The sequence below is a fragment of the uncultured Streptococcus sp. genome, from assembly GCF_963518475.1.
Lineage (GTDB): Bacteria > Bacillota > Bacilli > Lactobacillales > Streptococcaceae > Streptococcus.
In genome coordinates this window covers 98,963-117,244 of the sequence record NZ_CAUQJA010000004.1, presented here as the reverse complement: position 1 = coordinate 117,244, position 18,282 = coordinate 98,963, and the positions used below count along the sequence as shown (strand labels likewise).

At 40.4% G+C, this 18,282-nt stretch carries 18 protein-coding genes and 3 riboswitches; of the genes, 1 reads left to right on the top strand and 17 read right to left on the bottom strand.

Features of this window, described 5'->3' with window-relative positions; translation table 11 throughout:
- The first annotated feature begins 234 nt into the window (after positions 1-234).
- Positions 235-332: riboswitch (TPP riboswitch) on the top strand.
- A gap of 83 nt (positions 333-415) precedes the next feature.
- Complete coding sequence (gene thiD / locus RYK12_RS02800) at positions 416-1,207, top strand: bifunctional hydroxymethylpyrimidine kinase/phosphomethylpyrimidine kinase (RefSeq protein WP_314846787.1); 792 nt, start codon at positions 416-418, stop codon at positions 1,205-1,207.
- A 159-nt stretch (positions 1,208-1,366) separates the two neighbouring features.
- Here the strand turns inward: thiD and thiE are convergent, their stop codons facing one another.
- The 17 genes from thiE to RYK12_RS02715 all read right to left on the bottom strand — a co-directional run bounded on the left by thiE (position 1,367) and on the right by RYK12_RS02715 (position 18,280).
- Complete coding sequence (gene thiE, locus RYK12_RS02795) at positions 1,367-1,999, bottom strand: thiamine phosphate synthase (protein ID WP_314846785.1); 633 nt, start codon at positions 1,997-1,999, stop codon at positions 1,367-1,369.
- On the bottom strand, positions 1,992-2,795 hold the full coding sequence (locus tag RYK12_RS02790; protein ID WP_314846783.1) for a hydroxyethylthiazole kinase: 804 nt from the start codon (positions 2,793-2,795) through the stop codon (positions 1,992-1,994). The genes thiE and RYK12_RS02790 overlap by 8 nt, the downstream gene beginning before the upstream one ends.
- On the bottom strand, positions 2,795-3,319 hold the full coding sequence (gene thiW / locus RYK12_RS02785; protein WP_314846782.1) for an energy coupling factor transporter S component ThiW: 525 nt from the start codon (positions 3,317-3,319) through the stop codon (positions 2,795-2,797). Before thiW ends, RYK12_RS02790 begins: the two co-directional genes overlap by 1 nt.
- 4 nt (positions 3,320-3,323) lie before the next feature.
- A complete protein-coding gene (gene tenA, locus RYK12_RS02780; protein ID WP_125456307.1) occupies positions 3,324-4,016 on the bottom strand; it encodes a thiaminase II in 693 nt (230 codons plus the stop codon).
- A 10-nt stretch (positions 4,017-4,026) separates the two neighbouring features.
- Positions 4,027-4,677, bottom strand: coding sequence for an energy-coupling factor transporter transmembrane component T (locus tag RYK12_RS02775; RefSeq protein WP_140209027.1), 651 nt, complete (start codon positions 4,675-4,677; stop codon positions 4,027-4,029).
- Position 4,678: 1 nt separating this feature from the next.
- Positions 4,679-6,064: an ABC transporter ATP-binding protein gene (locus RYK12_RS02770; protein ID WP_314846779.1), complete on the bottom strand. Its 1,386-nt coding sequence runs from the start codon at positions 6,062-6,064 to the stop codon at positions 4,679-4,681.
- Positions 6,065-6,625: an ECF transporter S component gene (locus tag RYK12_RS02765; protein WP_000915274.1), complete on the bottom strand. Its 561-nt coding sequence runs from the start codon at positions 6,623-6,625 to the stop codon at positions 6,065-6,067.
- 158 nt (positions 6,626-6,783) lie between these two features.
- A riboswitch (TPP riboswitch) is annotated at positions 6,784-6,872 on the bottom strand.
- Between the two features lie 123 nt (positions 6,873-6,995).
- Positions 6,996-7,664, bottom strand: coding sequence for a TenA family protein (locus tag RYK12_RS02760; protein ID WP_314846777.1), 669 nt, complete (start codon positions 7,662-7,664; stop codon positions 6,996-6,998).
- A gap of 215 nt (positions 7,665-7,879) precedes the next feature.
- Positions 7,880-7,968, bottom strand: a riboswitch (TPP riboswitch).
- A 277-nt stretch (positions 7,969-8,245) separates the two neighbouring features.
- Positions 8,246-9,382, bottom strand: coding sequence for an L-lactate oxidase (gene lctO, locus RYK12_RS02755; RefSeq protein ID WP_153199555.1), 1,137 nt, complete (start codon positions 9,380-9,382; stop codon positions 8,246-8,248).
- Between the two features lie 232 nt (positions 9,383-9,614).
- A complete protein-coding gene (gene pyrE / locus RYK12_RS02750; protein ID WP_261051682.1) occupies positions 9,615-10,247 on the bottom strand; it encodes an orotate phosphoribosyltransferase in 633 nt (210 codons plus the stop codon).
- Positions 10,248-10,279: 32 nt separating this feature from the next.
- Positions 10,280-10,981: an orotidine-5'-phosphate decarboxylase gene (pyrF, locus tag RYK12_RS02745; protein ID WP_261220836.1), complete on the bottom strand. Its 702-nt coding sequence runs from the start codon at positions 10,979-10,981 to the stop codon at positions 10,280-10,282.
- A 232-nt stretch (positions 10,982-11,213) separates the two neighbouring features.
- On the bottom strand, positions 11,214-12,467 hold the full coding sequence (locus RYK12_RS02740; protein ID WP_314846773.1) for a cell division protein FtsQ/DivIB: 1,254 nt from the start codon (positions 12,465-12,467) through the stop codon (positions 11,214-11,216).
- 9 nt (positions 12,468-12,476) lie between these two features.
- Positions 12,477-13,535 (bottom strand): UDP-N-acetylglucosamine--N-acetylmuramyl-(pentapeptide) pyrophosphoryl-undecaprenol N-acetylglucosamine transferase, encoded by a 1,059-nt coding sequence (locus RYK12_RS02735; protein ID WP_314846772.1) that lies wholly within the window; start codon positions 13,533-13,535, stop codon positions 12,477-12,479.
- Between the two features lies 1 nt (position 13,536).
- Positions 13,537-14,889 (bottom strand): UDP-N-acetylmuramoyl-L-alanine--D-glutamate ligase, encoded by a 1,353-nt coding sequence (murD, locus tag RYK12_RS02730; protein ID WP_314846771.1) that lies wholly within the window; start codon positions 14,887-14,889, stop codon positions 13,537-13,539.
- Positions 14,890-14,992: 103 nt separating this feature from the next.
- Complete coding sequence (locus RYK12_RS02725; RefSeq protein WP_000571283.1) at positions 14,993-15,634, bottom strand: ABC transporter ATP-binding protein; 642 nt, start codon at positions 15,632-15,634, stop codon at positions 14,993-14,995.
- Position 15,635: 1 nt separating this feature from the next.
- Positions 15,636-17,657 carry a bacteriocin-associated integral membrane family protein gene (locus RYK12_RS02720; protein WP_125452567.1) on the bottom strand — a complete coding sequence of 674 codons (2,022 nt, stop codon included), beginning with the start codon at positions 17,655-17,657 and terminating at the stop codon, positions 15,636-15,638.
- A gap of 368 nt (positions 17,658-18,025) precedes the next feature.
- The gene (locus tag RYK12_RS02715) at positions 18,026-18,280 is read right to left on the bottom strand and encodes a DUF3165 family protein (RefSeq protein WP_000262672.1); all 255 of its coding nucleotides are present in this window, start codon (positions 18,278-18,280) and stop codon (positions 18,026-18,028) included.
- Between the last annotated feature and the right edge of the window lie 2 nt (positions 18,281-18,282).

Genomic DNA, 18,282 nt, shown 5'->3' with positions numbered 1-18,282 from the left:
TTGCATCCAAATAATCTTCATGACCTGCCATTCTGCATCTGAAATCTGCATAATCGCACCTCCTAAATCTACATTTGTCGATTACAGTTATTAGTATACTTCAAAAATCTACATTTGTCAACTATGAAATTAATCTTTTCTTTGAAAAATTGAATTTTAACCATATAATACAGGATTTGCAGTCAAATCTTACTATATAAACTATAAAAATATGCTATACTAAAGAAAAAAGAAAACAACCACTAGGGGTGCGTAAAGCTGAGATTAACAACTGTTAGACCCTTTGACTCAATCTAGGTAATGCTAGCTGATGGAAGTGGAAATGATAATGGGGACTAGCAGTCTTCTATTACCTTTCTAAAACAGACCAGCTTGTTCTTAAGAATACAAACTTCAGTTGGTTGGGAGGTTTTAGATGACTTATTTACCCGTTGCTTTGACCATTGCAGGGACTGACCCTAGTGGTGGTGCTGGCATTATGGCTGATTTAAAGTCGTTCCAAGCTAGAGATGTCTATGGAATGGCCGTTGTGACCAGCCTTGTCGCTCAAAATACCAGAGGTGTTCAGCTAATTGAGCACGTTTCTCCTCAAATGTTGAAAGCTCAATTGGAAAGTGTCTTTTCGGATATCAAGCCTCAGGCTGTAAAAACTGGGATGTTGGCAACTACTGAAATAATGGAAATCATCCAACCCTATCTTAAAAATCTGGATTGTCCCTACGTCCTTGACCCTGTTATGGTCGCAACAAGCGGTGACACCCTGATTGATACCAGTGCCAGAACCTACCTAAAAACAAACCTGCTTCCCCTTGCAACTATTATCACACCCAATCTTCCTGAGGCAGAAGAGATTGTTGGTTTCTCAATCCATGACCCCGAAGACATGCAACGTGCCGGTCGCCTGATTTTAAAAGAATTTGGTCCTCAATCTGTAGTCATCAAAGGTGGCCATCTCGAAGGTGGTGCTAAAGATTTCCTCTTTACCAAAGATGAACAATTTGTCTGGGAAAGCCCACGAATTCAAACCTGTCACACCCATGGTACTGGATGTACCTTTGCTGCAGTGATTACTGCTGAACTAGCCAAGGGGAAAACCCTCTATCAAGCAGTCGATAAAGCCAAGGCCTTTATCACGAAAGCCATCCAAGACGCCCCTCAACTCGGTCATGGTTCTGGCCCAGTCAACCATACAAGCTTTAAAGATTAAAAAAACTCTCTAGTTCCCACTTTAAGGGAATTAGAGAGTTTTTATACTTTTCGAAAATCTCTTCAAACGACGTCAGCTTTATCTGCAACCTCAAAGCTGTGCTTTGAACAACCTGCGACTAGCTTCCTAATTTGCTCTTTGATTTTCATTGAGTATTAATTAGAAAATAATGTCATCCAACTTTGTCAAAAAGGCTTGTGTTTTTGCCTCTATATCTTCTGCCTGCATCAAATCACGCACTACAGCTACTCCAGCTATGCCCGTGCCAATAAGCTGTTCAATATTCTCTGATGTCAAACCTCCGATAGCAACTACTGGAATAGCGACCCTTTGGCAAATTGTCTTCAAGGTTGAAATCAGGGTGATAGGCGCATTTTCCTTGGTCGTAGTCGGGAAAATGGCTCCTGTCCCCAAGTAATCCGCACCTCCTTCTTCTGCCTCGAGGGCTCTTTTTACAGTTTTAGCTGTGACACCGAGGATTTTTTCAGAACCTAGGACTTTGCGAGCTACCGAAACTGGTAATTCATCATCTCCGATATGCAGACCTGCAGCATCAACTGCAAGACAGATATCCAACCGATCATCGATTATTAAGGGTACCTGATAGGTATCTGTTATTTCCTTGACTTGTTTGGCTAGTTGATAATATTGATGAGTTGTGAGATTTTTTTCTCGTAATTGGACTATGGTAACCCCTGAACGGCAAGCCGTCTCAATCTTTTCAAGAAAAGTTTCCAAGGAATCTTGGTAGCGGTTGGTTACCAGATACAGTCTAAGCGCCTCTCTATTCATAAACATCTCCTTTGATGGCATCTAGCCAATTTTCATCTCTTTTGAGGAGCGAAAGCTGATTGAGTACTTGGTAACGGAATTCTTCCAATCCCATTCCTTGAACAACTATTCTCTCAGCGGAGATATTGAGATAAGAAACCGCTAGGCAAGAAGCTTCAAAGGCAGTCTTTCCTTGGCTGAGAAAAACAGCTGTTAAAGCTCCAACCAAGTCTCCTGTCCCTGTTATCCAGTCTAATTCTACACAGCCATTTCCCAATACAGCAACCTGATTCTTTGAAACAATGAGGTCCTTGGGACCTGTGACTAAGAATGACACACCTGGATAGGTCTGACACCAGTCTTTCAAGACTTGAAGCAAATCATCAGTTTCTTGATCTTTAGCACTCGCATCGACCCCAACTCCGTGGTGTTTTAAGCCAACAAGACTCCGGATTTCCGACATATTTCCTTTAAGGACCGTAGGTCTATAGTCTAAAAGGTCTTTAACTAAGCTCTTACGAATGACTGAAGCCGTTATGCCAACCGCATCTACTACCATTGGGAGAGAAACTTGAGCTGCATAAGAAGCTGCTATACGGATTGCTTTTTCCTTCCCAGCTGACAAATGCCCTAAATTGATGAAGAGTGCCTGGCTTTGCTTAGTAAAATCAAGAACCTCACGGGAATCATCTGCCATAACTGGTTTACATCCCAGAGCCAAAATCCCATTTGCCAGCATCTCACAAGAAATCTCATTGGTAATACAGTGAATGAGGGAAGTCGTTTCCAGAGGAAAAGGATTTGTCAATTCCTGCATCAGTTTATCCTTTCACCAAAGAAATATCCCTGCACTTTTTTAAAGAATTCCTGCTTGATTAAAAATCGAAAGGCAATAAAGGAAATCGCTGTGCCAATCAAGGTTGCTCCGAAAAATCGAGGAGTGTAGATAAACCAGCTAAGCTTAGCGGCCGATCCTGTAAAGAGTACCATAACAGGATAGGAAACAATAGAACCAATGATACCTGTTCCCAAAATTTCTCCCAAGGCAGAAAAGTAAAATTTTCGACCATACTTATAAAAGAGACCTGCTAGAAGGGCTCCAAAAGTCGCTCCTGTGAGAGCTAAAGGCGGAATCCCTTGAGTCGTCATACGGATAAAGGCTGTCACTGTAGCCATAGCCAAGGCATAAACAGGTCCCATCATGATTCCTGCTAGAATATTGACTACACTGGACATAGGTGCCATTCCCTCAATCCGAAAGATAGGCGTAAGAACTACATCAAGGGCAATCATCATGGATAAAATGGTTAATTTGTGAACCTGTAATTGGTGGTTTCTCATATTTCTATTCTTCTCCTGTTTCTAAAGACTGTAAATCGCTCTTCCATGTCTGGTGTTGGTAGGCCATTTCCCAAAACTTAGCTTCCATATGAACACTGATGTGGAAGACATCTAGCATTTTTTTCTTGTCTGTCTCGTCACTTTCTCGATAGAGCTGATTGACCAAAACTTCTTCCTCTCTGATCTGCTGCTCCAACTCATCCGTAATATAAGTTTCAATCCATTGTTGGTAGAGAGGATTTGGTGATGGTTTAAGATTAAGTGATTTGCCTATATCATGATATAGCCAAGGACAAGGCAACAAACTTGCAAAGGCAATGGCTAGATTTTCTTCTTCAAATTGACGATAAATGTGAGAGATATAATGATAGCAGGTTGGAGCGATTGGATGTTGCTCCATCTCCTGATCGCTGATTTCCAATTCCTTGAAAAATTGTTGGCGGATAAATAACTCACCTTCCACTAGACTCTGAGCATTTTGTTTCAAGAGTCTTTTCATCTCTTGGTTTGAAGTCTTATCAGCCAAGAGGTGATAGGCTTCTGAGAAGGCCTTCAAATAGTAGGCATCCTGAATCAAGTAATAGCGAAAGATGGACGGGTCTAAATTTCCCTCTTGCAACTGTAAAACAAAGGGGTGATGAAAGGAAGCCTGCCAAGCTTCCTTGGATAATTCTATCGCAATATCTGTAAATTCCATAATAACTCCTTTATAAAAATAGACTGGTTTGAAGCAATAAAAAGAACAGCAGGTAGATGAATATTGTCCTTTGAGGAATATAAAAAGTCCGATAGCGATTCTCCACCTGTGCATGTTCGTCATATCCATGCGCAGATAGAGCTCTCAGATAAAGATGGCGCCATCTAAAGACCGTCATCAAAACCTTACTGTAAATCAGGGGCGACCAAAAATGTAGTTCTTGACCGCGTAATAAGCAAGCTTCCTTGAGGGACTTGATTTCTTGCTGAATAAGGGGGAAGGAATTGAATACCACAATCAAGGCATAAGCCCAAGACCGTGATAACCCCTTTTGAGCCAAGTACAAGAGAAGCTCTTTTAGGGAAATAGACGAAACAAAAACAAGGCCGATACAAACCGTCACAAAGGCCCTCGTTCCAAGCATGACTGCCTGCGAAGCATCTCCGTGTAACTGAACTGCCCAGTAGTTGGCCAAAGATGGCAAAATGGCGAGTAGAATCATCCAAGCCAACATCTTAAATCGACGGTAATAGAGCATAAAGAGAATACAAAATGCGACTACCGAAAGATTTAGAGCAATCGAAGGAATGAAAGATGTTTCCAAGGATAAAATCAGCAAGAAGAGACTGATAATCGGTGTCTGGGTTGCTACTTTGACCATACTATCTCACCTCCCCTTGAGTATTGCTACTCTGAGATGTGAGTTGTTTGGTAATTGTCACTTCTTTCACATGACTGAGACCCTGACTAGTCATCTCAATCCAATAATCAACCACAGAGATCAAGGGATCTAAACGATGGCTAATGATCAGAAAACATCTTCCTTGATTTCTATCCTCCAACATCCACTGACAAAAATAATGGCAGGCTCTATCATCCAAACCAGCAAAAGGTTCATCTAGTAAAATCACAGAAGCCTTGCTGGTCAAGATAGTCAAGAGCTGAAGAATCTTTTGCTGACCACCACTTAGTTGATAGGGGCTCTTATCGAGTGCCTGCTCCAGATCAAAATATCGTAAAGCTTGGAAAATGCGCTGATTTCTTTCAGAATCAGGTCCATCTAATTGTAGCTCTTCTCGCAGACTGGCTCTGATAAACTGCTTCTCAGCTTCCTGAACAACACCCGTCAGGTCACGATACAAACTCTTTTTCTTTTTCAGGACTGTCCCCCTCCAGGTAATGCGCCCCTTATACTTTTGAAATTGAAGAATAGACCGAAAGAGGGTTGATTTCCCGACACCATTGTCACCCAAGATACAGGAAATTCCTTGGTAAAATGTGAAATCCGCAATCGAAAAGAGGAAGCGCTTATCCAGCTCACAAGTCGTTCGGTCCATATAGAATAGTTCTGGACTAGAAGCAACATTCTTTGAAGAAACCTGTGTCATCTCAGAGGAAGGGATTTGAAATACTTCACTTAGTTGTCCGTCTCTTAGCTCCACCATATGGTCGATATAGGCTTCATAGTCCGTTAAATCATGGTCACACAAAATAACTGTCTTCCCATTAGAAGCCAACTCTTTTAGAATCTCCAATATCTCTATCCTACTCTTGCGGTCAATGGAAGCAAAAGGTTCATCCAAGAGATAGACCCTAGGATTCATAGCAAAGAGAACAGCCAAGGCAGCCTTTTGCTTTTCCCCACCTGATAAGTGATGAATGGGACGGTGCAAAATCGCCTTACAGCGACATTGCTGGACTACCTCTGCTATTTTAGAATCAATTTCCTGAACGGGATGCCCAATATTTTCCAAGGTAAAAATCAGCTCCTCAAACAAGTTCTCCATGGTAAATTGATGATTGGGATTTTGAAAGAGAATCCCAACTGTCTGGACACGTTCGACGATAGAAAGCTGACTGACCTCGCTCCCGTTTATCAGGACTTGACCGCTATAGGGAAGAGAACTGACTTGGGCGATCATTTGAAAGAGGCTAGATTTTCCTGAACCACTGCTCCCAACTAATAAGGTAAAGGCTTGCGCATGAAAAGTAAAATCAAGCGGCTCAGAGAAGATTGGGGACAGAATCGCTCGTAGTTCCAGCCCCATCTATGCCTTGCCCCCAGCTGCAAACTGATGATAAAGTTTGACAATGGCACGAACCAAGATAGTACAGAAGAAAAAGACAGAAATAAAGCGCACCACAAACAAGGAAAGGACAAAAGGAAGGGAGAAGGCGTAGTAACCTAACTTAATGTATTCATAGACAAAGCTAACAAGCGTAATCCCAATACTATTGGCAGTTAGAGAGAGCCAACTTTCATAGCGATTCTTGGTTACGATAAAACCAAGTTCACTTCCCAAACCTTGAACCAAGCCAGACAAAAGGGCACCTAGACCGAATTGGCTACCATAAAGGACTTCAGCAAGCGCAGCTAGCACTTCTCCAATCGTTGCGCTTCCCACTCTTGGAACAAAGATGGCAGCAATGGGCGCAGCCATACACCAGAGACCAAAGAGGATTTCATTGGCAAAGGCCTGCAAGCCAAGAGGGGCTAAAATCAGAGTGAGGATATCAAACAGATAGCCAGATCCTACAAAAACGCCACCAAAAAAGATAGACAAGAAAGCAAGTAAAATAACATCTTTTAACTGCCATTTTTTCAACATAAAAAAACTCCTTTTTTAAAGAAAAGTGGGGCATTCAAGGTGAGCTACCTAAATGCTTTGTATCATCTTCATCCAGTTTCGTAAAAGAAAAAACTCTAATTACAGATAGGAATTAGAGTTTAGCTTACAAGATTAGACAGTTCTTTTCGACATACGAAAAAAACCTTTTCACATTTCCCTTCGCCAGTATTAACTGTATCAGGTTCAATGGGTATCATCTCAGCCTAAAGCACCCCAAATGTCTTTATTATTTAATTACTGCACCAGTATAGCAAAAAATGAAAGCCCTAGCAAGATATTTGACTGGAAAATATATTTATATAGTTTGTTTGTTAATTCTTTTAATCTACATAAAAGGATTGAATTTATCCTATAATTCATAACCAATATCAAAAAAGGCTAATTCTAAAGCGACCGCTTGATTCCAGCGTTCCTGAAGTTCTGTCAAATCTTCTCGACCTTTCCCGACACGATTGAGTTCGTCAACTAGAAATTGAACCCACTCTGCAAAGAAAGGACCTCTGTGGAGATTGATCCATTCCGAATGAATATAAGCTTCAGGTAGAGCCAAATCTTTAGAACCCCAGTCTAAATAGAGACCTTCTGCAATGACCAGCATGACTAAAAGATGGGCATAGTCTGATGATGATACAGCAGAATACATAAGCTCCTGAAAGGCTTTTGTTACAGGATGCAAGGTCACTTCCAGATAGTCATTCTCAGATACTTTTAACTCTTTGAAAGCCTTTTGGAAATAACCGTCTTCATCTGCTTCAAGAAAGCCTAGTTGCTTGGCAAAACGAAGCTTAGATTCAAGCTGGTCTGCGTGGGCTACGCAAACACCCAGCATGGATAAGAAGGCATCAAAGAAGTGATAATCTTGAATCAGGTATTCTTTTAAGACCTTATTCTCAATTGTCCCCGCAAAAAGTTCCTTAACAAAACGATGATTGATTGCAGCCTGCCAATCCTTCTTACTGCTTTTTAATAATTCTCCAACAGTCAAACCTGACTGAAAAGCATAAACTTGTGTTTCCATATTTACTTTTCCTCTCTTTACTCGTTCGTAATCAACAAAACATCAAGAAAATCCTAGTTTTACTTGACCTTTTTAAAGAAAATCAAGGGCGTTCAAGAAGAGCTGCCTAAATGCTTGGCCTCAAAGCTGTCAGTCATTAATGAACAAAAAAACTCCAATTACATATAGGAACTGGAGTTTAGCTTACAAGATTAGATCGTTCATTTCGCCATACGAAAAAACGTTTCACATTTCCCTTCGCCAGTCTTAACTGTATCAGGTTCAATGGGTATCATCTCAGCCTAAAGCACCCCAAATGTCTTTATTATTTAATTACTGCACCAGTATAGCAAAAAATGAAAGCCCTAGCAAGATATTTGATTAGAAAATATATTTATATTGTTTTTGATGCGATTTTCCTTTATTAAAACGTTTAATACTCAATGAAAATCAAAGTGCAAACTAGGAATCTAGCCGCAGACTGTTCAAAGCACTGCTTTGAGGTTTCAGTCACATATATAATCCAAGGGGTTTGAAGAGATTTTCGAAGAGTATAAAATACAAGCAAAAACCTCCACATCAAGTGGAGGCAAGCTGTTTTATCAATACAATTTTAAGTCGCGTGGGTCAACTGGGAAGGTTGGGTTGTATGGGTTGTGACGGAGTTTGAAGTGTTTGACATCTTCAATAGTCTGAGTTCCAGACAATTGCATGACTGTCTTCAATTCTGCATTCAAGTGTTCAAAGACTTGACGTACACCAACACTACCACCGAGAGCCAAACCATAGATAACAGGGCGACCAATAGCTACCAAGTCTGCTCCTGAAGCCAAGGCTTTAAAGACGTGTTGACCACGACGAATACCTGAGTCAAAGACAATTGGCACACGTTTATCAACTGCTTCTGCTACTTCTTGAAGTGAGTCGAAGGCAGCTGGTCCACCGTCGATTTGGCGGCCACCGTGGTTGGTTACCCAGATACCAGAAGCTCCTGCAGCAAGCGAACGTTCAACGTCCTCACGGCATTGTGGTCCCTTGACATAAACAGGAAGTCCAGAGTATTCAGCGATAAATTCTACGTCACGTGGAGACAAGCGTTGTTTAGCTGATTTGTAAACAAAGTCCATTGATTTACCAGCACCTTCTGGCAGGTATTCTTCAACAATCGGCATGCCAACTGGGAAGACAAAACCATTACGCTTATCTACTTCACGATTGCCCCCTACAGTAGCATCTGCTGTCAAGACAATCGCTTTGTAGCCTTCAGCCTTCACACGGTCCATAATATGACGGTTAATTCCATCATCTTTACTAAAGTAAAATTGGAACCAATGAGGTGTCCCTTTAAGGGCTTCCGTAATTTCTGGAAGATCGACAGTAGAGTAAGAGCTAGTTGTGTAAAGAGAACCAAACTCATGCACACCACGCGCAGTCGCCACTTCACCCTGTTCATTTGCCAATTTATGAGCTGCAACAGGCGCCATAATGATTGGTGAAGACAATTTTTCACCTGCAAATTCAATCTCTGTACTTGGATTTTCTACATTGCAAAGTGTATGAGGAACGATGAGTTTGTGGTTAAAGGCACGAATATTCTCGCGCAAAGTGAAAGTATCTTCCGCCCCACTAGCGATATAACCAAAAGCTGCTTTAGGGATAACTTGTTGCGCCATTGGCTCCAAATCATAGGTATTGATGAAATCTACATGACCTTCTGCATTGCTTGTTTTGTATGACATAAAATGCCCTCCTTAATAAGTAAGCGTTTACTTTGTTTATTACAAAAATATCTTAACTCTTTTTTCAAAACTTTTCAAATATTTTGTTTGGAAATTTCATACTTTCAATCTTTTTACAGAGATAATTAAAAATGATAAACTTTCTTAAGCTATGGAAATTCAAATAATCTTTTCATTTTCTAGTATAAAAAAGAAATCAGGTAATCCTAGTGACTACCTGATTTTCTATGTTTTAGGCATTTTGCCAATTTTCTTGGTCTTCTTTAAATCGTTTTAGAAGATCGAGCCCTTCTGGTGTGATATAGCCTTCTTCTTGGGCTAGATGAATCAATTCACTGTAGTTAGAAAGTGTTACCAACTTAACACCAGCATCTGAGAAGTTCTTATCTGCTTTTGGCAATTGGTAACTAAAAATCGCTACAACACCGAGCACATCTGCTCCTTCTCGTTTAGCTGCTGCCACTGCTTCAAGAACAGAACCACCTGTTGAAATAAGGTCTTCAACCACTACCATTTTTTGACCTTGAGCTACACGACCTTCGATTTGGTTGCCTGCTCCGTGGTCTTTTGGTTTGCTACGGATGTAGGCAAAAGGCAAGTCCATCTTATCAGCAATAATAGCTCCATGTGGAATACCTGCTGTTGCAGTCCCTGCAATCACTTCTACATCAGGAAAGGCTTCTTTGATAGCTTCCACAAAGCCATTTTCAATTAGGGTACGAGTTTCTGGATAAGCTAATGTCACACGATTATCAGTGTAAATCGGTGACTTGATACCAGATGCCCAAGTGAAAGGCTCCTCTGGTTTGAGGTAAACGGCTTGAATTTTCAAGAGGTGGCTAGCGATATCTTTAGCAAGTGTCATGGTATTCTCCTTTTATTTTGTAATCTATTTCTTTAATTCCAGTCCTGTGTCCATTCATCCTTGATGGCATGATAAGCTGCAACAGGATCCTCAGCTTGGGTAATGGGACGTCCCACTACGATATAGTCACTACCGATTTGATAGGCATCAGCAGGTGTCATCACACGTTTTTGATCTCCAACTGCAGCACCTGCCGGACGAATTCCTGGCGTTAAACAGATAAAATCTGGATTGGTGGCCTGCTTGATGACTTGCACTTCCTGAGCTGAGCAAACAACACCATCTAAGCCCGCTTCAGCTGTCTTCTTGGCATAATGAATGACAGACTCTTGCAGGCTGGTTTGGATGTTTTGAAAATCCTGCATCTGGGCTTCTGATGTTGATGTGAGCTGAGTGACAGCGATCAATTTGGCTTGACTTCCAAGACCTTCACGCGCAGCCTTCATCATCTCTACACCGCCAGCAGCATGAACATTGGTCATATCAACACCAAGCTGGGATAAGACCTTCATAGCTGATTTGACTGTATTTGGAATGTCATGAAGCTTGAGATCCAAAAAGACACTGTGACCCAGACCTTTCAAGTAAGATACAATCTCAGGACCTGTTGCGTAATAAAGCTCCATCCCTACCTTTAGGTAAAGACTTTCTTCTGCCGGGAAAAGAGCTAAAAATTCCTTGACCGCCTCAAAACTAGGAAAATCAAGAGCAATGACTGGACGATGTTCTCGCATAGGTTTCTCCTTTTACCTTTGCTAGTGAGAGAGTCTGGCCACAAGAAGCCACGAAAAAAGGAACCTGCCAACAGCAAGGTTCCACGAAAAATGGGTAGTCTCCACCCTTTCACCGTCTAACCTTAGCTGCCTCTCTGGACTGCTTTAAAGGTTTTTTACTATTCTATTATTTCTACTAGCACTTGTCAAGTAAAAACATGGTCACTAAAGAGCTATAGAAAAAAAGCTAAACCTAGCGACGCGATGAACGCTGACTCGTTTGATTTCGATTGCTCTCTTCCTCCAATTTTTTCTTCTCTTCTTCCAATTTATTCTGCTGTTCTTCCAGTCTTTTCTTCTCTTCCTCTTTTTGTTTCTTCTCAGCTTCCTTGGCCTCTTGTTTGGCCTTTTCCTCAGCTTCCATAATTAATTTATCCGCCACAGTGTAACTGTAAATTCCAGCTTCCATGTCAATCACACTCGGTTCTGACAATTGTGGCTTAATCTTACTGTAATATGGCAGTTTCTTACTCATTTCAGATAGAGGAACCAAGACTTCGTCCGAATCATTCATAGTCAATCGAATTAAATCTGAAGTCACCTTGCTTGGGGATAGTTCCACCTTCTGGATAGCAGATTTGAGTTCGGGGCTAATTTGAGAAAGTTCTGAGGTAAAGGTCTTGATTTGTTCGCTGTCATTAAAGAGAACTGATATATAAGTTTCTGGCAGACTCACCAAACTCACCGCACTGGTCTCAAGCTGACCGCTTGAAAGAATTGGATAATGACTTTCTCCAGAAACATAGTAGGCCACAATATCATATTCCTTGACCTTGATTGTAAACTTGGTTGGAAATTGATAGACAAGCTGAGCTGATTCAACCCAATAGTTAGACTTGATCTGCTCTTCATATTTTGCCTTATCTAGCAGAAGGTTAATCGTATAATCCGAATCCTGAATGCCTGAAGCCTGTCGAATATCATCAGCTGTAGTTTGCACTGTTCCCTCAACACGAATATCCTTCATGGTCGCATAAGGGCTGAGCAAGTAGGCAGAGACAACCAATAAAAGCAGACTGAGAAACAAAATCGAGATAGCCCGCCAGATATGAACTCCTGGAATTTTCGGTTTGACCGGTTTTTCCTTTACGGGCTTTTTCTCTGCCTTTTTATCCCGTTTATCCTCTTTCTCTGTCCTTTTAGACTTTGATTTTTCTTTGGATATTTCTTTTTTGACGTCTTCTGATTCTTCTACTTTTTCCTTAGCATCTTCCTTAGCTGATTTTGGGTCTTTTGGTTCAGATTCACTCTCTTGGTCCTCAGTTGCATCTGACTTTTCAGATTTTGAAGCCATTCGAGCTTGTCTTTCCTTTTCCTTCTCCTCAGCTAGGGCCGCCTCTTCTTCAGCCTTCTTTTTTAGATATTCCTGGTTTCGTTTCTGCCATTCTGATAACTCTTTAAATTCTTCGAGGATTTCTTTGCCCTCTTTTTTCTTATCTTTTGACATTTACTTTCCTTATGATAAATCTTTTTTCAACAATTGATAAAAATCTGCTAGAGATTTCAATTCCTTAGAAGCCTTCATCTTAGCTTTGTATTCTTCCTTATGACTTAGTAAGTGAGAAAGCTTCTCTTCTAAACTGTCCAAGGTCAAATCGCTTTCTTGAAGCTCTTCTGCATAGCCTTTTTTTACAAAGTAGGCTGCATTTTCAATCTGGTCTCCACGACTAGCTTCACGACCAAGTGGCACAATGACATGCAATTTTGCCATGGCCAAGAGCTCAAAAATCGTATTGGCACCACCTCGTGTCACAACAATATCAGCCAATTCCATCAAGGGTTGATAGAGATTGGTCACATAGTCAACACGAAAGAGATTTTGACTCAACTCATTCAAGCTAGAATCTCCAGTTAAATTGATAATATTGTAGCGCTCTGTCAGTTCTTTCTTATGGTCTGTCACCAATTGGTTAAAGACACGAGCGCCTGCAGAACCACCAACAAACAATACTGTTGGCAATTTGGGATTAAAGTGAGTTTGAATATCCACCAATTCATCGGGTTCTGGATTTTTTTTGTCTGAAACCTTTGTCACTGCTCCTACATGCTCAACCTTAGCCAAACTTGAAGCTTGCTCAAAGGTTGAATACATCTTCGTCGCAAATTTATAGGCAATTTTATTGGCCAAGCCCATAGATAGGTCAGATTCGTGAATAAAGACAGGCACTCCTGATACACGCGCTGCGATAACAGGCGGTACTGAGACAAAGCCTCCCTTTGAAAAAAGGGCCTGTGGACGAAGTCGCAACATGATAAAGAGCGACTGGACAATTCCCCAGCCAACTTTGAAGACGTCCAGCATATTTTGCCAAGAGAAATAACGACGCAATTTTCCAGTCGCAATGGAATGGAAGGTGACATCTAGACCCGACTTGAGGATTTCTTGGTGTTCGTTGCCACGTTTATCTCCGATATAGTGGACTTCCCAGCCATCTTCGATGAACTTGGGCATCAACAAAAGGTTAAGGGTAACGTGTCCAACCGTCCCCCCACCTGTAAAGACAATTTTTTTCATATTATTCCTTTAACTCCGCTACTGTGTCGATAAAGAGGTCGCCACGTACTTCAAAGTTAGCATACATATCCCAGCTGGCATTGGCAGGGCTGAGAAGAACCACATCTCCTTGAGTCGCAAGCTCGTAGGCCTTGCGGGTCGCATCTGAAATATCAGTCGCATCCACATAAGACACACCAGCCTTATCTGCTGCTCGTTTAACACGTTCGGCAGACTGACCAAGGATGACCATCTTCTTGAGTCCAGTAATGTCTGGAACCAATTCGTCAAACTCATTACCACGGTCCAAACCACCTGCAATCAAAATGACCTTGCTGTTGTCAAATCCTGACAAGGCTTTTTGAGTAGCCAAGATATTGGTTGACTTGCTATCATTATAGAATTTGACACCCTTGATTTCATCCACAAATTGGAGACGGTGTTTGACACCTCCAAAGGCTGAAAGAGTTTCTTTGATGGTTTGGTTATCAACACCACGAAGCTTGGCTACTGCAATCGTCGCAAGGGCATTTTCCACATTGTGACTACCTGGAACTCCGATTTCATCCGCTGCCATGACCACTTCCCCACGGAAGTAGAGTTGACCATCTTCCAGATAAGCTCCATCAACCTTTTCCAGTGTTGAGAATGGTACAACGGTAGCTTGTGTTTTGCTAGCCAATTCTTTTGCCAAGTCTTGGTTAAAGTTCAAGACAAGAAAATCATCCGCTGTCATCTTGTTCTGGATATTCCACTTGGCTGCTACATATTCCTCAAAAGAACCATGATAATCGATATGAGTTGGCATGAGGTTGGTAATAACCGCAATCTCAGGATGGAATTCTTGAACGCCCATGAGTTGGAAAGAAGAAAGTTCCATAACAAGAGTGTTCTTGTCTGACGCAGTTTGAGCCACTTGACTAGCTGGATAGCCGATATTTCCTGATAAGAGACCTTGTTGGCCAGCAGCATTCAAAACGTCCCCAATCATAGTCGTTGTGGTTGTTTTACCGTTCGAACCAGTAATACCAACAATCGGTGCTTCAGAAATCAAATAAGCCAATTCCACCTCAGTCAAGACTGGAATTCCCTTGGCCAAAGCCTTTTCAATCATGGGATTACTGTAGGGAATGCCTGGATTTTTCACCATAAGGGCAAACTCTTCATCCAAGAGTTCCAAAGGATGGCCACCTGTGATAACCTTGATCCCTTCTTCCAGCAAACTTTGCGCAGCTGGATTGTCTTCGAAAGGTTTTCCGTCATTTACCGTCACAATGGCACCTAGCTTGTCCAACAAACGAGCTGCAGATTCACCAGACTTGGCCAAACCTAAAACAAGGACTTTCTTATTTTTAAATTGATCTATTACTTTCATGTCTCGAACTCCATTTCTACTCTTACTATTTTACCATTTTTATGGAAATAAAAAAGCCACAAAGTGTGTTTGTGACTCTTTCTTCTAACTGAATTTCGCCATATCATCTATGTGATAAATCGGTAACTCGAATAACTTGGTCCACTTGTTCCCAAATAAGAGGATTGTGGGTCGCAATAATAATAGTTCGATTCGGATTTTTCAAAGATTCTAGGATAGAAAGTAATTCCTCAGAGTTTTTGGGGTCTAAGGAAGCGGTTGGTTCATCTGCGAGGATCAAAGGTGGATCCTTTAAAATTATCTTCGCTAATGCAACACGTTGTGCTTCTCCTCCTGATAATTCAAAGATAGGTTGCTTTAAATCTAAATAAGAGAGGTTTACACGGTTTAGAGCTTGTTTCATCAAAGAGATTTTCTCTTTTTCTTTCAACTTTTTACCAACTAAACCCAGATTGAGATTCTCTTTGACGGTTTGGCTTTCAATTAAGCCAAAATCTTGAAATAAGTATCCCAAGTAATCTCTAAAGAAAACAGAGGGCTTAATGTCTTTAAGAGAGGTGCCATCATAGATGATTTGCCCTTTGTCATATGGCTCTAATCGTCCAATCATATTCAAGAGTGTTGTCTTACCACAGCCACTTGTACCGATTAAGGCATAAATTTTCCCACCTTCAAAATGAAGATTCGTATCTGAAAATAGCTGACGGCTTCCAAATTTTTTAGATATATTCTTTAGTTCAATCATCCTATTTTCCTTTCATAATTGTCATAGAAACACGAGATTCTTTCTGCGCTTGACGGTAAAGCGTCAAAACTGCACTAGCTAGAAAGACTAATAAAGTGAGCAAGCCAATCACCAAGTCTCGACTGCTTAAAATAAAGAGACTAGCACCAAATACAAAACTGGCAAATTGGCTAACCATATACTGAGCATGTGTTTCAAAAAATCGTAAACCTGAAATTCGTTTAATCAAGATATCTCGGCGGAATTGCTCGAAATATAGAAGATTGACAGAATAAAAGAGTAACAAGGAACTAGCTATTCCAACAATAGCTCCTAGGATTAAAGTTGCTGTTTCAGTTTGAACTTCATTATAACGAGTTAGATAAACACTTCTTCCTTCTTTAAGATAGGATACTTGCTCATAAATTCCAGCTTCCTTCAAGAGTTCTAGCCCACTCTCATATCCTTTGATAAAGAGTTGTTTTCCAGCATTGATAGACCAACTAGATTTGGAAATGATACTATCACCTGTAGATGTTGGAGTAAATACAACTAAAATCGGATCAGTTAAGTACTGGATGGATACCGGGCTTTCACCGTTATTATAAACAAATCGTTTTTCTCCTGTTGGAAGATAGCTAACAATCGCTCTCATTTCATACTCTAAAGGAGCGTCTTTATCCTCGCTTGATTTTCCGTAATAGTTCAAACGTTCTTCAAAAACTTTCTTAAGTTCTGCTTCCTGTGAACGAAGTGATTCTGGTAATAAGAGTCCAAATTCACCTTTTTGAAGATGAGCTAGTTTCTGTCTAGTCTCATCATTTACTGCCACATTTTCCTTATCCAAATAACTTGGACTGACATAGAGAACATTAGCATCTGGACTATAGGTATCCAGTGTCTCTCCCTGTTCATTTTTTCCTTGAGGATTTGCAAAATGAATGAGATTATCTTTTACAAATAGAGCCTGTTCTTTTTCAACTGCTTCTTTGGAAAATTCATACCACTTATTCAGATTTTCTGTATCTTTTCCTCTATCACCTAAACCAAAAGAAATTTGATAATAGTCTGCTCTGTCCTGCCATGCTTGTTTTGAAATTTCAAGTTCTTTCAATCGTTGGTAAGACGTCAAACCCGTCTTAACAGCGTAGCCTACTGTAAAAACAGCTACTAACTGACACAATAGGGTTAAAGTCATCAAGCGTTTAAGGGGTAATCTCCCCTTAATAACGGGAACTAATGCTTTGTAACTCAAACTCATTAGGTAAAGGAGCATTAGTAAAATTGAAATCCCCAATAAAAACAAAAGGTAAAAACTAATCCCAAAACCATAGGTAGCTAACAAGATAGGATAAAACAAACCTTGACTAAATAGAACGACTCCCCCACCTAGGAAGGAAAGGAGGGCTGATAGAAGGAGCCACTTGATATCAGTCGATAAAGAATGCCCCATGATGGATAAGAGAGTCTGACCAGAAAAGAGTTTTATACCTGCAGCTCTCATTTCCTTAATCCGAGTGATAATCACTAGAGCAAAGAAAGATAAGCCAAATATTGCTAAACTAATTAAAATAAGGGGAATTAGTAACATTCTAAAAGCAAGAGAATAGGGCGGTGTCTTTCGGTCAGGAATTGCTTTATAACCCAAATCTCCTAATTTATCGGCAAGCTTTTCTTTCGTCAAGGAGCCTGACAAAAGGAGATAACTATTTAGCGGATCACTACGTTCACGACTTTCTTGGCTAGCTTCTTGGAATTCTTTTGGTAAAGTTCCCTGACCATAAGTTGCATAAGTAAAGTGAGTCGTCCCATCCTTACTCGGCTCTACGATTCTTCTAGCTATTAAACTCTGTTCTGAGTTTGCAAAATTCTCCAATTCCTGTTCAAATACCTCACGCGTCGGTTCCTGAGTATCCTTTTTGACACGAAGTAAGGAGACGGAATCATAGCTTGCATATAAATATTGTGGCGCACGTAAGACAATAATCCAAGCAAAGAAAAAGCTGAGAAAAAAAGTTGATAATAATATGAATAGTTTCTTCATAGTAGACTCCTTGTATAAGAGAATAACTCTATAGAAAGAAATTTTACATTTTATAAATTCTTAGAATTATTCTCCTAGTTTAATCCATCACACCCTGAGCACCAAGACAATAAATTTAATCCTTCCTCGTTTTGAAAACGATTTCTTTTTACTTAAGTATATCACTTTTTATATAATCTATCAACATATTTTACTAAGATATCATTAGTAATGAAGTTTTATAATTTCCTAAAAAATAGAAGACATTAGAGGATTTTATTCCAGTTATCGCCTTCATACTTTACAAGCAAAAGAGATGATGTTATAGTAAAAGGCAATTCAAACTATTGTAAAATTTCTACAAAAAAAAGAGAGCCGAAACTCTCTTTTTATCTTCTTTTGTTTTTACTAACCGACATGAGGGTAATATCTCGCAAGCTAAAGTATGCTAGGAAGAGCATGGCGATTGCAATAAAGAATTCTGTCGGTAGCTGAAAGATTTGCAGGACAGATAGCATCAGCAAAATCAAAAGTGCTACAAAAGCAAATACGACAAGGACGATATTGACTGTCCCTTTAATGCTTTCTGGTGTCGCAAATACATAGAGTAGTAATAAGAGGAGTCCTATGATTAAATAAACCATCT

Coding starts and splice junctions, on each gene's coding strand:
- pyrE (WP_261051682.1), bottom strand. CDS start 10,247: ATGACACTTGCTAAAGATATCGCTAGCCACCTCTTGAAAATTCAAGCC.
- RYK12_RS02775 (WP_140209027.1), bottom strand. CDS start 4,677: ATGGTCAAAGTAGCAACCCAGACACCGATTATCAGTCTCTTCTTGCTG.
- RYK12_RS02790 (WP_314846783.1), bottom strand. CDS start 2,795: ATGCAGGAATTGACAAATCCTTTTCCTCTGGAAACGACTTCCCTCATT.
- RYK12_RS02770 (WP_314846779.1), bottom strand. CDS start 6,064: ATGGGGCTGGAACTACGAGCGATTCTGTCCCCAATCTTCTCTGAGCCG.
- RYK12_RS02715 (WP_000262672.1), bottom strand. CDS start 18,280: ATGGTTTATTTAATCATAGGACTCCTCTTATTACTACTCTATGTATTT.
- tenA (WP_125456307.1), bottom strand. CDS start 4,016: ATGGAATTTACAGATATTGCGATAGAATTATCCAAGGAAGCTTGGCAG.
- RYK12_RS02735 (WP_314846772.1), bottom strand. CDS start 13,535: ATGAAAAAAATTGTCTTTACAGGTGGGGGGACGGTTGGACACGTTACC.
- RYK12_RS02740 (WP_314846773.1), bottom strand. CDS start 12,467: ATGTCAAAAGATAAGAAAAAAGAGGGCAAAGAAATCCTCGAAGAATTT.
- thiD (WP_314846787.1), top strand. CDS start 416: ATGACTTATTTACCCGTTGCTTTGACCATTGCAGGGACTGACCCTAGT.
- pyrF (WP_261220836.1), bottom strand. CDS start 10,981: ATGCGAGAACATCGTCCAGTCATTGCTCTTGATTTTCCTAGTTTTGAG.
- lctO (WP_153199555.1), bottom strand. CDS start 9,382: ATGTCATACAAAACAAGCAATGCAGAAGGTCATGTAGATTTCATCAAT.
- thiE (WP_314846785.1), bottom strand. CDS start 1,999: ATGAATAGAGAGGCGCTTAGACTGTATCTGGTAACCAACCGCTACCAA.
- RYK12_RS02720 (WP_125452567.1), bottom strand. CDS start 17,657: ATGAAGAAACTATTCATATTATTATCAACTTTTTTTCTCAGCTTTTTC.
- murD (WP_314846771.1), bottom strand. CDS start 14,889: ATGAAAGTAATAGATCAATTTAAAAATAAGAAAGTCCTTGTTTTAGGT.
- RYK12_RS02725 (WP_000571283.1), bottom strand. CDS start 15,634: ATGATTGAACTAAAGAATATATCTAAAAAATTTGGAAGCCGTCAGCTA.
- thiW (WP_314846782.1), bottom strand. CDS start 3,319: ATGAGAAACCACCAATTACAGGTTCACAAATTAACCATTTTATCCATG.
- RYK12_RS02765 (WP_000915274.1), bottom strand. CDS start 6,625: ATGTTGAAAAAATGGCAGTTAAAAGATGTTATTTTACTTGCTTTCTTG.
- RYK12_RS02760 (WP_314846777.1), bottom strand. CDS start 7,664: ATGGAAACACAAGTTTATGCTTTTCAGTCAGGTTTGACTGTTGGAGAA.